Below are 14,972 nucleotides of genomic sequence, written 5' to 3' on the forward strand. Positions count from 1 at the left end.
GATGAGTCGGAACCAACAATGGCATTATTTTAGCATAGCGCTGGGTCGTCTGTTCTCACGGCAACACCCGCCGTATTTGACGGTATGGGTCCTTTTCAGTATAATTCGGTTACTTGCAACGACAGGGAGCGCTTATTGTTGTATCCGCTTAAGCGAGCCGGAGAGGGTGTGAGTTCGGCCGGATTTCAATAAGTTATGGCCCTTGAGCAGGGACGTGAAGTCAGTAGCGTTCCCGGTGTCGCCGTTATCCGACAAAAAGGCCCCAGGGTAAACAAGGGTGGTACCGCGGCATGATGTCCGCCCCTTGATGGTGGGTCATTTTTTTTGGGGTGACGGAGATTTCAGATCGACGAATGGAGGCTTTTGATGACGAATAAGAATACCTGGTATATCACGACGCCCATTTACTATCCGAGCGATAATCTGCATATTGGGCATGCCTACACAACCGTGGCAGCCGATGCGTTGGCACGGTTTCACCGTCTTAAAGGGGAACCTGTGTGGTTTGTAACGGGCACAGATGAGCACGGGCAAAAGATTGCGCAAAAGGCTCAAGAGGCCCAGGTGAGTCCGAAGCAATTTGTTGACAAGATTGTTCATTTCATTCAAGACCCCTTATGGCGTTCTTTGGGTATTTCTTACAATCGTTTTATTCGGACCACTGACCCCGACCATTATCAGGTCGTGCAGCAAATTTTCTTGACGCTGCAAGAGCGGGGGGACATTTATAAGGGCGAATATGAGGGCTGGTATTGCTTGCCCGATGAAACATTTTGGACAGAATCCAAGTTGGTGGATGGAAAGTGCCCCGACTGTGGACGGCCTGTGGAGCGCGTCAAACAATCCAGTTACTTCTTCCGGATGAGTCGATACCAAGATCGCATGATTCAGCACATATTGGACCATCCCGACTTTATCCAGCCTGCTAGCCGACGTAACGAAATGTTGAGTTTTTTGGAGGCGGGATTGGAAGATTTGTCGATATCGCGCACGGGTCTCGCGTGGGGAATTCCGGTGCCCAACGACCCGGATCATGTGATTTACGTGTGGTTTGATGCGCTGTCTAACTATTTGACGGCTGCCGGCTACCTCACCGATCCGGAACGGTTTAGCCAGATTTGGCCGCCAGATGTGCAAATTGTGGGAAAGGAAATTGTTCGCTTCCACACCATTATTTGGCCCATCATGCTAATGGCGTTAAATCTTCCCCTCCCGCAGCGGGTGTTTGGCCATGGCTGGCTTTTGATTGGTGATACCAAGATGTCAAAGTCTCGTGGCAATGCGGTCGATCCCATTGTGTTGAGCCAGACCTACGGCGTGGATGCCGTGCGCTATTTTCTTCTCCGGGAAGTCCCGTTTGGGGCCGACGGTAGCTATACCGAAGATGCTTTACGGCTGCGGTTTAATGTCGACTTGGCCAATGACCTAGGCAATCTTTTAAGCCGTACCACGGCAATGATTGAACGATTTTCCAATGGGGTAATTCCCCAGCCCCATGCCTTTGGCCCTGAGGACAAACGGCTTGGTCAAATCGCCGCGGAAATTTATGAGCAGGTCGACAAGGCAATGCATCAGCTCTTGATTTCGGACGCTTTAAGTCAGATTTACCGTTTGGTGCACGCCGCTAATAAGTATATTGAGGAACGGGCGCCGTGGAGTTTGGCGAAAGATCCGGCACGAAAAGAGGAGCTGGAGAATGTTTTATATAATTTGGCCGAGTCGTTGCGTGTGGTGTCAGTCCTGTTGACCCCATTCCTGATTGAGACGCCTCAGAAAATCCGTGCGCAGCTAGGGGTAGACCAGCCCGTGGAATCCTACCGGGAAGCGATTTATGGCGGATTTCAAGGGGGCGAGCGCATTCGCCGAGGGGATCCGCTGTTTCCCCGCTTGGATTTGCGCGAAGAGACCGCAGCAGAGGTTAAGCTGCCGGCTGAGGTTCCGGCGTCTGAGGAGTTCATTACGTTGGAAGACTTCCAGAAGATCCAGCTGCGCGTAGGCACTGTTCGTCAGGCAGAACCCGTAAAAGGCGCCGATCGCTTGCTGAAGTTGACCGTGTTTGATGGCGAGCGCGAACGGACCATTGTATCGGGCATTAAAGCCTATTATGAGCCCGAAGCGTTAATTGGGCAGCAAGTGGTCTTGGTGGCGAATCTAAAGCCGGTGAAATTGCGTGGGATTTTAAGTGAAGGCATGCTGTTAGCGGGATCTCAGGGTCAGCAGTTAAGCATTGTCAGTCCCGCCAGGCCGTTGCCGGAAGGAGCGCGCGTAAAGTGACGTTGACTTGTTTTGATTCGCATTGCCATTTGCAAGATGAAGCGTTTCAGGAGGACCGAGAAGAGGCGTATCACCGCGCCCGGGCACAAAACATCGGGATGATTGTCCCAGGCTATACGATTGAGTCCTCCATTCAAGCTGTGCAATTTGCCCAAACCCACGAAGGGGTTTGGGCTTTGGTGGGCGTGCATCCGCACGATGCCGCAACGTTTACAGCTCACGACTTAAAGGAATTAGAGCGGCTCGCCTCTGAACCGAAAGTGGTGGGGATTGGGGAAATCGGTCTAGATTATCATTATATGAATAGTCCTAAAGAGACGCAGAAAGAGGTGTTTTTGGCACAAGTCGAGTTGGCGAAGCGAACAGCGCTCCCTGTTTCGGTGCATTCGCGAGAGGCAGAATCAGACACGGTGGAGATTTTGCGCCAAGTGCCAGGAATTCAAGGAGTCCTGCATTGTTTTACAGGAGATGAATCCTTTGCCGCCAATCTTTTGGCGTTAGGCTTCTACATTTCTTTTGCGGGGCCCATTTCGTTCAAAAGTGCGCATGCTCTGCGTCAAGTCGTCACACAGGTGCCGTCCGACCGACTCCTTATTGAAACCGACTCCCCGTATTTGTCGCCTGCGCCGTGGCGTGGCCAACGCAATGAGCCCTTGCGGGTGATTCGTGTGGCGGAAGTGGTAGCCGCTCAAAAAAATTTTTCGACACAGCAGGTATTTGCGCAGACCACGGCGAATATATTAAATGCTTTTCCTCTTATCGGAGGATAGTTCCAATTATTGGATATTATGGAGGTGAATGGTAGCGGAGGAACGCTGACGAAAGTTGGCTGATTCACCGAAGAGAAAAGAAGGATGATAAAGGAGGACAGCTTTTGGCTACATGGAGTTTTAAGGCGATGCGTCCTTGGTTATTTGGGGCCCTCGCGGCGACAGCCATTGGCACGGGGCTGGTGACTACGCAATATAGGCCGGTGGAGATTCAAGTCTACAGTCCGGCGGGTGCGAGGACCCTTAAACTTTGGACTTTCCGCTCGAAGGTCCGGAATATTCTGGCTCAGGCTAAAATTGCCGCGAGTGCACGCGATGTGGTGCGTGTAAAGACCTCATCGGCGGGAACTAAAACCATTGCGATTCGCGAAGCCATACCGGTTTGGGTGCGTACAGCCCATCACCATTTCAAATATTGGACCACAGATTATCACGTTGGCAGTGTTCTGTCGGCGCTTGGCATCAAACTCGGTCCATTAGACAAAGTCCGGCCCCCGTTGACCGCATCGCTTGTGGCTGGAGCGCATGTGGATGTTATCCGGCAATGGCTGGAAAATAAGACGATCACGTCAAGTTTGCCTTTTAGCGTTACATATCGTCCTGATCCCAATCTTATCAAGGGGCATCGCCAAATCTTACAGAACGGCCGCAAAGGTTTGGTGGCGACGACGGTACAATATCTTGTCCAAGATGGTACGCCGCTGCATAACAAAGTGGTGGCTAAAAAACTTATTCAGCCCCCGTCGCCTGAGGTGGTTGCGTATGGCACGGCTCAGCCCATCACCATTAACGGGCAGACCATGATGATCACAAAGCAGATGTACATGGTCAGCACGGGTTATTGGCCTAATCCCTCATGGTCTACTGGTCTCACAGCGAGTGGCACACCGGCCCATTATGGAGTGGCGGCGGTCGATCCGAGTGTCATCCCGTTAGGAACGCAGCTTTATATTCCGGGTTATGGCTATGCTGTGGCTTTGGACACGGGGTCTGCGATTATCGGCAACCGCATTGATTTATGTTTCAATGATCAAGGGCAAGCTATGGATTGGGGAGTACAGCCTTTAATGGTGGATATTCTCGGAAATTAGATGAAGAAGGTGGGCGTTGACGGCGAAGTTTATAGACCCACGCTCTCCACAAGGCCTGTATGAGGTGCTAGCGCATGTTGGGTTGCGGCCGAATAAACAACTGGGTCAGCATTTTTTGACTGACCCGACAGTGTTTGAGAAAATGGCGGCTCAAGTGGCTAGCACCCATCCTCAATGGGTGCTAGAAATTGGTCCAGGGCCCGGCGGGCTCACGGTTTCTTTATTGGAAAAAGGTTTGAACGTGGTTGCCGTGGAGTTAGATGGGGCATGGGCTAGGTGGCTGCAGGACTCCTTAGCGAAAGAATTTCCGGAACAGCTGAGCGTAATTCATGCTGATGCGGTGACTACGTCATGGCAAGGCTTAGCGCTTGCACGTCAAGGCCGATTTAATATTTGTGGGAATTTGCCGTATTATGTGTCCTCGGCGCTCATGGCTAAGCTTTTCGAGGATGTGACGACATGGGATACGGCCATCGTCATGTTGCAAAAAGAAGTGGCGTTAAGGCTCGTGGCTGAGCCTGGCCAGCGTCAAACCTCTGCGCTCAGTGTCTTGCTGCGCTATGTGGCCCATGTTGAGGCATTAATGCCTGTCGCGCGTGCAGCCTTTTCACCCCCTCCAGATGTTGACTCATTTGTGATACAATTAACGCGAAGACCGTCGCCTATGGTGCCGTTGACCGCTTTGCAATGGGTGGTGCATTCGGCCTTTTCACATCGCCGCAAAATGATACGGCAGTCGTTAGCCATGGCGCCCGGATCGGCGTGGAATGCTCAAGGCTGGACCGAAGTGCTGCAGCATGCGGGTCTGGACGCAGCGAAACGTCCAGAAGCCCTTAGCTGGCAGGAGTGGATTGCGTTAGCCAAACTGGTTGCAACCAAGTGAGGTGGTCCTTGTGGTGTTCGAGAGTCCCTCCAAGGGACGGTTGACGCTCGAGAGTATGTACGGCGAAATTTTGAGTTATATCGCTGAGGCCCCCAATGCGCGCTACAAACTGATTATTGGTTCCGATTCCCACACCCGCCATGAGACCGTTTTTGTGACGGCTGTCGTCATACACCGCATGGGCAAAGGGGGTCGGTACTTTTTTAATAAATCCCACCGTCGCGCCATTAAAAGCTTGCGTCAAAAAATCATGTACGAGACCTCTTTAAGCCTGAATGTGGCAGCTCAACTGACAGGGCTTTTGGAAAAGTCTGGTCTTCCCGATCTCGATGTGGAAATCCATATTGACGTGGGTCAGCAAGGCGACACCAAGGAATTGATTCGCGAGATTGTAGGAATGGTAACGGGCAGTGGCTACCATGCGGCCATTAAGCCCTATTCCTTTGGTGCCTCTAAAGTCGCTGACAAGTATACGAAATAGCGAAGGCGACAAAAAGTTTATGGCATAGCCAAATTTTCTCTTGACCATGGCTAGATAGAGTTGGTAGAATAGTTATCTTTACTTGACACGCGAAGAAATAAATGTTAGGATATCTTTGTTGCCCTTCATCAGTTGAGGAAGGAAGTGAGCGCGTGGCGGCAAAAAGCGTCCTCGAAGATATAAAAAAGGAACTCGACTCTCATGTGGGAGAAAAGATTCGTGTAAAGGCCAATAAAGGCCGCAAGAAGGTTGACGAAAAGGAAGGGATTTTAGAAAAAACCTACCCCCATATCTTTATCGTCAAGATCGAAGAGGAACACCTTTCCGAACGAGGTGAACGGCGCGTGTCGTATTCGTATACGGACGTGTTAACCGAAACGGTAGAGCTTATACTTCCTGAATCTCTGTCCAATTAATCAAGTTTTGGGGTCTCCGTGACGAGACCAAATTTTCGCATAGAAATTTGTTGGGCTGAACACAATAGAGAACGCCTTGAGGCGTTCTCTTTTTACGTTTTGCGATGGGGGGAGACCTTTATTGGTCCGTTACTAATTATCGGCGGAAAAGAAGACAAGAGAACGACACCAGACGTTCTCTTGACCCTGACAGATTTGGTACGAGAAGTTGAGCGACCGAAGCGCATTGGTGTCGTGACAACGGCATCCACAATGGGGGAAGACGCCTATGCGACGTACCAACACGCCTTTAGTGCATTAGGGGTCCACGATGTGGTGCCATTTCTTATCAGTTCCCGCCTTCAAGCCCAGAGTCATGAGTGGTCCACGCGCCTTGAAAGGTGTGCCGCGGTTTTCTTTGTGGGAGGCGATCAGCTGCGGATTACAAGCCTTTTAGGGGGAACGGCCTTTCACCAAGCGTTACGGGGTCAGTGGGACAAGGGCTTAATTATTGCAGGCACATCAGCGGGTGCTTCCATGATGTCATCGACCATGATTGTGGAAGGATTCGCCCAAGCCCCGCCGTCCCGTGCTGTGGTGCGTATGGCAGCGGGAATGGGGCTGTGGGATAACGTGGTGATTGATCAGCATTTTACCCAGCGCGGGCGTATCGGCCGTCTGCTTGCGGCGGTAGCTCAAAATCCTGCTGTGTTGGGCGTAGGCATTGATGAGGATACCGCTTTGTTGGTCGATCTGAATACCCAAAACATGACGGTCTACGGCTCGCAAAATGTCACGATTCTTGACGGGCGGTTTGTGGAAGAGACCAATGTGCAAGAATCAGGGCCCACGCAAGCCCTGACTCTGACCCATGTGAGGCTGCATGTGTTGGCGCAAGGGTATGGCCTTCACCTTAGTTCCCGGCAGCCATTTGCGCACCGGGCCGGACATCTGCAGGAGGAGGAACGCGGTGAAGATTGAACAACTGAGATTTTATGACGGGCCCAATCGCCATACGCTGCATAGTGCCATAGAGGCGATTGTGCAACTCGGCGGGTACGGAGAGTATCCGACGAACCATCGTCCGGATTTTACCCAACGATTGCTGCGTCTAGCACCCGGATTGCAAGACCATGTCTGTTCGAAAGGATACCCAGGCGGGTTTGTGGACCGGCTTCATGAAGGCACTTATCTGGGCCATGTGGTGGAGCATTTAGCCTTAGAGTTGCTGTTTCTTGCGGGAGAGGATGGGCATTACGGAAAGACGCGGCAAATTACTGGAACGGACCTTGTTCGTATTGTCTTTGAAAGTGGAACCCAGCCAGGCGGAGCTGAGGCTTTGAGCGCTGCGGTCCACATCATACGCGCTTTATGGGACGACAGGACTGGGGATGATGAACTGGCCATGCAAGTGACCAGTGTGGTCGAGGCCATTCGTGGCTTTCAGTTTGGACCGTCGACGCAAGCCATTATTGAGGCAGCGCGAGCGCGAGACATTCCGGTGAAGCGTCTTAATGATGCGAACTATCTGCGGTTAGGGCTCGGCGCCGCTCAACGGCGGGTGATGGCCGCGATGACGGACCAGACCTCCGTGATCGCGGCAGATGTGTGTCAAGATAAAGGGTTAACGAAGCAGTTGCTCGGTCGCCAAGGCATTCCGGTACCCGTTGGCTATGTGGTGAACTCTTGGCAACAGGCTAGGGAGGCAGCGGCCCATTTAGGGTATCCCTTGGTGGTTAAACCCAATGCTGGACAACAGGGCCGGGGCGTGACAACGGGCGTGCGTTCGGAGGAGGAACTGCATAAGGCGTTTGATTGGGCTCAGCAAGAACAGAGCCAGGTGTTGATTGAAGAACAGATATTTGGGGCTCCCTACCGCGTATTGGTGGTGCACGACCGCGTGGTGGCAGCAAGTTTGCGTCGCCCGCCCACGGTCGAAGGCGACGGCATCCATACGATTTCTTTTCTGCTAGAAGAGGCCAATCGCGATCCGCGGCGGCGCGCTGAGCACTTAGGACCCTTGAGCTTTATTGGGGAAGATGAGGGGTTATGGACGGCATTGGCGCATCAAGATCTCACATTGCAATCCATTCCTGCGGCGGGACAAGTCGTATTGCTACGTGAAACGGCGAATTTGTCTAGCGGAGGGGACGCCTGTGATGTGACAGACGAGTTAGGCGCGGAGTTCCAGGAGGATATCGTGCGAGCTGTACGGGCGATAGGGCTGGATGTGGCTGGAGTGGACGTCATAGCAGACGATATTCAAAAACCTTTAACGGCTACGGGCGGACGGGTCATTGAAATTAATGCGGCACCCGGATTAAGAATGCATCTCTATCCCTCTCAAGGGGCGTCTAGGGCCGTGGGCGAGGCGATTGTCGATGCCCTATTTAAGGGCCATGATGGACGTATTCCCGTGTGCGCTGTTACCGGCACCAACGGGAAAACCACAGTGACGCGTATGCTGGCTCATATTTGGCGGCAGACCGGAAAAATTGTGGGTGCTACGACGACGGACGGGATTATGATTGGCGATCGCCAGATTCAGTCGGGCGATTTAACTGGTCCTTGGTCAGCCGATGTGGTGTTGGGCGACAAGACGACGGAAGTGGCGATATTGGAAACGGCCCGCGGGGGCATGGCTCGGTATGGACTGGGCTTTCATGATTGCGACGTCGCCGTTGTGACGAACATTGGGGCGGACCATCTCGGTCAGGATGACATTGACACGCTAGACGATCTCACCCACTTAAAAGCTTTGATAGTGGACGTGACCAGACCCACAGGCGCTTGCGTGCTGAATGCGGATGACCTTCGGGTGGCGTCGATGGCGCATAGGACGAAGGCACGTATCGTCTGGTTTTCTTTGCGCGAGGATAATCCGATTGTACTGGACCATTTGGCATCGGGAGGGGAAGCAGTGGTGTTGAGCCGGGGGTTTTTGGTCTACCGCCACGGGACCCAGGCGCGGCGCATTATTGGCGGACGCGCGTTGCCAGCGAGTTGGCGAGGACGTGTGACTTTCAACGTGCAAAATGCCATGGCCGCTGCCGCTGCCGCTTTAGCCATGGGACTGGAGCCGGCATTTATTGGGCGGAGCCTCGCTTCTTTCGATGTGGGCCAGGAGCGGCAAAATCCGGGACGTTTGGAGTTGATGCAGGGGGAGATGGTAGATGTCCTATTGGATTATGCCCACAATCAACCGGCATTGGCGGCACTGGGCGATGTCGTACGTGCTTTAGGATACCCTCATGTGACGACAGTTTTGGGGCTACCAGGAGACCGACGCAACCAAGACCTCATGCACGCGGTCCAAGAAGCGCAAAATTTCTCCGATTATCTGGTCATCCGAGAAGATGAAGATTTGAGGGGGCGTAGGCCGGGAGAGATGGCGCAATTAATGGTCGAAACGTTACAGAACGACCATATCTCCGCCAATCAATGGACGGTGGTGTTGAATGAAGCGGAGGCGGTCAAGCAAGCAGTGACCATGGCTCCGTCAGGCAGCCTGGTGGTCGCCTTGTTTGAGCATTATGAAGGGGCCCGGCAAGCGGCTCTCGAGGCGTTAGGCACGAGAGCCCAGGAATCGGTCAAATCATTGGCGTGACAATCCTTGGCGCGGTCATCTTTAGCTCGCGGGCACTTTGGTGTAAGATACTCCCAGTACGCGTGAGGGAGGGGACGGCCACGCCGCGAAGTAGTTGGCGGCTTCGAGCCAATGCCAAGATTAATTTAGGACTATGGGTGGGGCCCCGTGACGCACGGGGCTATCATCCTGTGCGCACGCTGATGCAGACCATTGGACTTGCGGATACCATAGACATTGAAGTGGCTGACCACTATCAGCTTCAAGCGCCCAAGATTACCGGCGATCCTGAGGGTAATTTAATCACGAAAGCCTACCGGATGGGCCAACAGTATGCTCCCGGCCAGGTTCCTTCTGTGGCCGTCGTGTGCTGCAAGCATATTCCAACAGGAGCGGGGCTTGGGGGTGGGAGTGCCGATGCGGCTGCGATGCTGCGCTGGATTCACGAGGTCGCACCACAAACCCATTTGGCTGGAGAAGCCGCTCAGTTAGGTATGGATGTGCCGTTTCTTCTCGAGGGAGGTACAGCCATCGCGGAGGGATATGGCGAGCAGGTGCGGTTTTTGCCGGCGTTGCCGACCTGGGGCGTGTTGCTCGCATTCCCGAATGTCAGTATCTCAACGGCCCGCGCTTACCAAGCATTCGACGAATTGCCGGCAGCAAACGATGGAAGCGACAACGATCCGGAGATGTGGGTTCGGGCCCTGCGCCAAGATGCGCCAGTACCGGCATTTTACAATGCCTTAGAGCGCGCGGCATGGGCTATCGAGCCAGCAGTGCATGCGTTCAAAGAACGATTGCAGCAACTGACGGGCTTAATCTGGACGTTGTCGGGCAGTGGGTCGGCGTATTTCACCTTGCATCGGGATTTAGAGTTGTTGCAGCGTGCACATCGCACTTTGCGCAAGCATGGCATACCATGGACACAAGTGACGCAGTTTGCGCCGGCTGTGCCGGTAAAGGAGTGGACATCATGAATCAGCGTCCGGCAATTGTGCTAGCAGGACAACGCAACGATGGTCGCCTGGCCAGCTTATCTGCCTTTCAATGGGAGGCAGAAATCAGGGTGGGTGGTCGCGCTCTGGTGGAATACGTCGTGGACGCTTTGCGACAATCGGGCCGCATTGCGCCGATTGTTGTGGTAGGACCCTCGTCGTTGCCACTGCACGATGTAATCTGGGCGCCTGTCCATGATGAAATGTTTGCTAATGTCATTAGCGGTTTGGATTGTGTGGGGGACGGACCGGTTTTAATCGCGACGGCAGACGTGCCGTTTTTAACGCCTGAGGCGGTCAGCGCTTTTGTCGACGCGGCGGACGACCACTACGACGTGGTCTATCCTATCATCGAAAAATCCTTAGTAGAGGCGCGGTTTCCGCAAACGCAAAGGACCTATGTGCGACTAGTGGATGGCACCTTTACAGGGGGGAATATCTTCATGGTCCGTAAAGAAGCGGTATTGCGGAGCCGTACGGCTGTAACCGAATTGCTGGAACATCGCAAATCCCCCAGGCGTTTAGCTGGAGATATCGGTCTAGGAATTTTGGTGAAGTGGTTAATCGGCCGCTTAGGCATCGAAGACGCACAAAAGCGGGTGGCGCAGTTGTTAGGGATTAAGGGGCAAGCATTAATCTTTGACTATCCTGAAGTGGGCGTCGATGTTGACAAACCCCAGGACTGGGAAATGGCAGACCGCCTGTTGGGCAATGGGCAGAGCGCTCCGGCCTCAGTGCAACAGCCATAAGAGCCAAGGAGAGATTATGCGAGAGGGAGACACAACGACGGATATTAAGGCATCAGGGCGGATACAGGTCCGGTACAAACGGCTTTTAGCCCTGACGAGCTATTTGTTCACACATCCTCATACACAGTGGAGTCTTACGGAACTGAGTGCGGCTTTGCACGTAGCAAAGTCAACGCTGTCCGAGGACTTATTATTTATTAAAGGCATTTTAGAAGAGACGGGGCAAGGAACTGTTGTGACTCATGTGGGAGCGCAAGGGGGCGTCATGTTTGTGCCGGCCCTCGACCGAGTGCGGGCATCAGAAACCTTAGCGGCATGGACGGCGCGGTTAACAGAGCCAGACCGATTGACCGCCGATGGATTTCTCTATATGACCGATTTGCTTTTCGAACCCCGGATGATAGAGCCCATGGGAGAGCTGTTGGCCTTTCCATTCCGCCAGCAAAAAGTGGATGTGGTGGCGACAGTGGAAACCAAGGGCATTCCGTTGGCGATGGCGTGTGCCAAAGCCCTAGGCACGGACGTGGTGTTGATTCGGCGTGATAGCCGCTTGTCGGAGGGGTCGGCGGTCTCTATCAACTACCTGTCCGGGTCTTCGCGGCGTATTCAATCGATGTCACTGGCCAGGCGGGCTCTCGGGCGAGAGAGTCGGGTGCTGTTTGTGGACGATTTTATGAAAGCCGGGGGAACGGCACGCGCGGCAGCAGACCTCTTAGGGGAATTTGGGGCGCAGGTCGTGGGGGCGGGAGTTTTAGTCGCCACGAGGGAACCGACGCATAAACTGATTGGAAAGTTTTGGAGCCTTTTAGAATGGGATGAGACTCTGTCCACGGTCGTTCCCAGCGTATGGGCAAAGGACTTATGCGCAGAAAGAAAGGGAGACACTGATGACCGACATTGATAGTATTACCCTCGAAAGCGTCCGCCAAGCGGCCCAAGCCTTACAAGGCGTGACGGTCGTGACCCCTTTGCAGGAGTCGGTGTACATTAATGATTTGCTTGGGGCCCGGGTATTTTTCAAACTCGAAAACTTACAGCGAACGGGGTCGTTCAAGCTCCGGGGGGCGTATAACCGGTTGCGCCAATTAACCCCAGAAGAACTCAAAAGAGGCGTGATAGCCGCATCGGCCGGCAATCATGCCCAGGGTGTGGCATTGGCAGCGGGGCTGGTGGGAACGACATCGAGAATCTATATGCCCGAAGGCGCATCTCTCACCAAAATTGAGGCCACGCGAAATTATGGCGCGGAGATTTGTCTGTTTGGGGAAACCTTTGATGATGCCTATCAAGAAGCTTTGCGGGTGTCTGAGACGACGGGGCGCATTATGGTTCCCGCCTTTAACGATCCCATGATTATTGCCGGGCAAGGCACTGTTGCGCTGGAAATGCTCGATGAACGGCCCAACTTGGACGTCTTGGTGGTGCCGGTCGGTGGTGGGGGGTTAATTGGCGGTATCGCGATGGCGGCCAAGGCTCAAAACTGCCGTGTCAAAGTCATTGGCGTGCAAACAGAATCTGTGCCCGCAATGGCCCAATCGCGCAAGGCGGGGCGGCTTGTTCCTGCCAGCAATGGTCGATTCTCATTTTTTTGGAACGCAGTAAACTTGTCGTGGAAGGGGCTGGAGCCGTCGGCTTGGCCGCCATGCTAGCGGGCAAGATCCCCCTAGGGATGGGAACCGTGGGTGTGGTGGTGAGTGGCGGCAACATTGATGTGACGCTGCTCAACCGGATCATTGAGAAAGGCCTCGTGGAAGAAGGGCGTCAAGTCCACTTGAAAACTACCGTAGGAGATCGTCCGGGACAATTGGCGAAGGTACTACGGCGGGTGGCTGAATTGCATGCCAATGTCATTCGGGTTGAGCATGAAAGGTGGAGTCCCACGCTATCTCCCGCGGAAGTGGCCATTCAAATGGTGCTGGAGACAAGAAACCGTGAACATGTTCAGGAAATTGTCGAGAATTTGCGGATAGATGGATATAATGTGTCGATTCAGAGCTGACGGAGTGAATATATATACTAAATTTTTGAAAATATGAAGGAATTCTCTGTGTCTATGGCGAATACAGTACTTCCGGAGGGTGAGCCGTATTGTCGAAGACCGAGAGGCTTCCAGTGATCCAGCCTTATATCAAATTACGGAAGTCAATACCGGCATCGGGGTATGGTCCGTCGCGGGTTTGTCCAAAATTTTGCAGGGACTGCCTTGGCATCAAGATGAACGGTATTTGACAGACGCGGTGGAAGCTCTTGTGGCTCAAGGGAAGCGGGTGGATGTTTATACGGCTCCTGATGCGGCGCGCGTGATGGGTGTCAATACGCGTCGTGATTTATCCCAAGCGGAAGCCTATCTTCGGGAACTGACGTTGAATCGCCTGTTTGACGAGGGTGTCACCATTGTTGATCCCAATTCCACGTATGTGGACATTGATGTGGAAGTAGGACAAGATACCGTTATTTATCCCATGACATTCTTACGCGGCCACACGAAAATCGGTCGGGAATGCCATATTGGGCCGATGACCTCAATTGTATCGAGCCGTTTAGGGGACGGGGTGCGCGTCGACCGCTCGGTCGTGGAGCTGAGTCAGCTTGCGAGTCGTTCCTCAGTAGGACCGTTTAGTCATTTGCGTCCAGGGACCTCTTTAGATCATAATGTGAAAATCGGGAACTTTGTCGAATTGAAAAATACCCGAGTCGGCACAGGGACCAAAGCGGGGCATCATTCCTACCTCGGCGATGCGACGATAGGTGGCGGGGTGAACATTGGGGCAGGCACCGTCATTGTGAATTATGATGGCAAGGCGAAACATCCGACCTTTATTGGCGATGGGGCGTTCGTGGGGTGCAATGCCAATTTAGTTGCGCCCGTTGAAATTGGGTCCGGGGCTTACGTCGCGGCAGGATCGACTATCACACAGAATGTGCCACCCGATAGTTTGGGAATTGCCCGTGCGCGGCAAGAAAACAAGGCGCAGTGGGCGAGCTCGCGCCGAAAATCATAAACGCGGCGAGAAGTTAATGCAGCAGGAAGGGGATCATTGTTCCAATGAGCTTTGAACGGGAAGGGGAACTGAAGATATTTACCGGCACGGCCAACCGGGTGCTGGCGGAAAAGATTGTCTCGCACCTGGGCATTTCCCTTGGCCAGGCAGACGTCGGGAGGTTTTCCAATGGGGAGATTCGCGTACGGCTCCTCGAAAATGTCCGCGGCACCGATGTGTTTATTGTGCAGCCGACATCGCAGCCCGTAAACGAAAACTTGATGGAATTGCTGCTGCTCATCGATGCGGCCCGCCGGGCATCGGCTCGACGGGTCACGGCGGTTGTGCCATTTTATGGTTACGCACGCCAAGACCGCAAGGAACAGGGACGCGAGCCGATATCCGCCAAACTCGTCGCCAACTTGATTACCGTGGCTGGCGCTAGGCGTGTGTTGACGATGGATTTGCACGCGCCACAAATTCAAGGTTTTTTTGATATCCCTGTGGACAAGCGATTATGGATTTAGGGGCGAGAGCCGTCTATGCCGCGTGTACGCACCCCGTTTTCTCGGGACGGGCTGCGCAAATTCTTCGGGATTCGGTGATTGAGGACTTTTTTGTGACGGACACGATTTCGTTGCAAGAACCGATGGCGCGTACGACGGTGATTAGCGTGGCCACATTATTGGCGGAGGCCATCATGCGGGTCCATGAGGATCTGTCGGTGTCCAAATTGTTCGAATGAACAAGGAGGGCATTCGCGTCAT

14 protein-coding genes and 1 pseudogene are annotated in these 14,972 nt (G+C 53.5%); all 15 read left to right on the forward strand.

Annotated features, from left to right (window positions below; all coding sequences use genetic code 11):
• The first annotated feature begins 366 nt into the window (after positions 1-366).
• The 15 genes and pseudogenes from metG (at position 367) to ORD20_RS09085 (ending at position 14,950) form a co-directional block, all read left to right on the forward strand.
• Positions 367-2,274, forward strand: a complete 1,908-nt coding sequence (gene metG, locus ORD20_RS09015; protein ID WP_103376053.1) for a methionine--tRNA ligase — start codon at positions 367-369, stop codon at positions 2,272-2,274.
• A complete protein-coding gene (locus tag ORD20_RS09020) occupies positions 2,271-3,044 on the forward strand; it encodes a TatD family hydrolase (protein ID WP_103376054.1) in 774 nt (257 codons plus the stop codon). The genes metG and ORD20_RS09020 overlap by 4 nt, the downstream gene beginning before the upstream one ends.
• Positions 3,045-3,148: 104 nt before the next feature.
• Positions 3,149-4,135, forward strand: a complete 987-nt coding sequence (locus ORD20_RS09025; protein ID WP_103376055.1) for a 3D domain-containing protein — start codon at positions 3,149-3,151, stop codon at positions 4,133-4,135.
• Between the two features lie 16 nt (positions 4,136-4,151).
• Complete coding sequence (gene rsmA, locus ORD20_RS09030; protein ID WP_103376056.1) at positions 4,152-5,018, forward strand: 16S rRNA (adenine(1518)-N(6)/adenine(1519)-N(6))-dimethyltransferase RsmA; 867 nt, start codon at positions 4,152-4,154, stop codon at positions 5,016-5,018.
• Between the two features lie 10 nt (positions 5,019-5,028).
• Positions 5,029-5,499 (forward strand): ribonuclease H-like YkuK family protein, encoded by a 471-nt coding sequence (locus ORD20_RS09035; RefSeq protein WP_103376057.1) that lies wholly within the window; start codon positions 5,029-5,031, stop codon positions 5,497-5,499.
• 152 nt (positions 5,500-5,651) lie between these two features.
• Positions 5,652-5,915, forward strand: a complete 264-nt coding sequence (locus tag ORD20_RS09040; RefSeq protein ID WP_173677105.1) for a Veg family protein — start codon at positions 5,652-5,654, stop codon at positions 5,913-5,915.
• 99 nt (positions 5,916-6,014) lie between these two features.
• A complete protein-coding gene (locus ORD20_RS09045; RefSeq protein ID WP_242968578.1) occupies positions 6,015-6,875 on the forward strand; it encodes a cyanophycinase in 861 nt (286 codons plus the stop codon).
• Positions 6,865-9,501, forward strand: coding sequence for a cyanophycin synthetase (gene cphA / locus ORD20_RS09050; protein ID WP_242968579.1), 2,637 nt, complete (start codon positions 6,865-6,867; stop codon positions 9,499-9,501). Before ORD20_RS09045 ends, cphA begins: the two co-directional genes overlap by 11 nt.
• 62 nt (positions 9,502-9,563) lie before the next feature.
• Positions 9,564-10,457 (forward strand): 4-(cytidine 5'-diphospho)-2-C-methyl-D-erythritol kinase, encoded by an 894-nt coding sequence (gene ispE, locus ORD20_RS09055; protein ID WP_158246322.1) that lies wholly within the window; start codon positions 9,564-9,566, stop codon positions 10,455-10,457.
• A complete protein-coding gene (locus tag ORD20_RS09060) occupies positions 10,454-11,224 on the forward strand; it encodes a nucleotidyltransferase family protein (RefSeq protein ID WP_158246323.1) in 771 nt (256 codons plus the stop codon). The genes ispE and ORD20_RS09060 overlap by 4 nt, the downstream gene beginning before the upstream one ends.
• A gap of 16 nt (positions 11,225-11,240) precedes the next feature.
• A complete protein-coding gene (gene purR, locus ORD20_RS09065) occupies positions 11,241-12,125 on the forward strand; it encodes a pur operon repressor (protein ID WP_242968580.1) in 885 nt (294 codons plus the stop codon).
• Positions 12,112-12,873: a threonine ammonia-lyase gene (locus tag ORD20_RS09070; RefSeq protein ID WP_430626116.1), complete on the forward strand. Its 762-nt coding sequence runs from the start codon at positions 12,112-12,114 to the stop codon at positions 12,871-12,873. The genes purR and ORD20_RS09070 overlap by 14 nt, the downstream gene beginning before the upstream one ends.
• On the forward strand, positions 12,858-13,223 hold the full coding sequence (locus ORD20_RS09075) for a hypothetical protein (protein WP_430626117.1): 366 nt from the start codon (positions 12,858-12,860) through the stop codon (positions 13,221-13,223). The genes ORD20_RS09070 and ORD20_RS09075 overlap by 16 nt, the downstream gene beginning before the upstream one ends.
• A 79-nt stretch (positions 13,224-13,302) precedes the next feature.
• Positions 13,303-14,226 (forward strand): bifunctional UDP-N-acetylglucosamine diphosphorylase/glucosamine-1-phosphate N-acetyltransferase GlmU, encoded by a 924-nt coding sequence (locus tag ORD20_RS09080; protein WP_430626118.1) that lies wholly within the window; start codon positions 13,303-13,305, stop codon positions 14,224-14,226.
• A 44-nt stretch (positions 14,227-14,270) separates the two neighbouring features.
• Positions 14,271-14,950 (forward strand): annotated as a pseudogene (locus ORD20_RS09085) (ribose-phosphate diphosphokinase).
• The last annotated feature ends 22 nt before the right edge of the window (positions 14,951-14,972 follow it).

Origin of the sequence: Sulfobacillus thermotolerans, from assembly GCF_039623705.1 — a bacterium.
GTDB lineage: Bacteria > Bacillota > Sulfobacillia > Sulfobacillales > Sulfobacillaceae > Sulfobacillus > Sulfobacillus thermotolerans.

What these genes read in the sequence shown, in the direction of transcription:
- metG (WP_103376053.1), top strand. Translation starts at nt 367, where the DNA reads ATGACGAATAAGAATACCTGGTATATCACGACGCCCATTTACTATCCG.
- ORD20_RS09070 (WP_430626116.1), top strand. Translation starts at nt 12,112, where the DNA reads ATGACCGACATTGATAGTATTACCCTCGAAAGCGTCCGCCAAGCGGCC.
- ORD20_RS09060 (WP_158246323.1), top strand. Translation starts at nt 10,454, where the DNA reads ATGAATCAGCGTCCGGCAATTGTGCTAGCAGGACAACGCAACGATGGT.
- purR (WP_242968580.1), top strand. Translation starts at nt 11,241, where the DNA reads ATGCGAGAGGGAGACACAACGACGGATATTAAGGCATCAGGGCGGATA.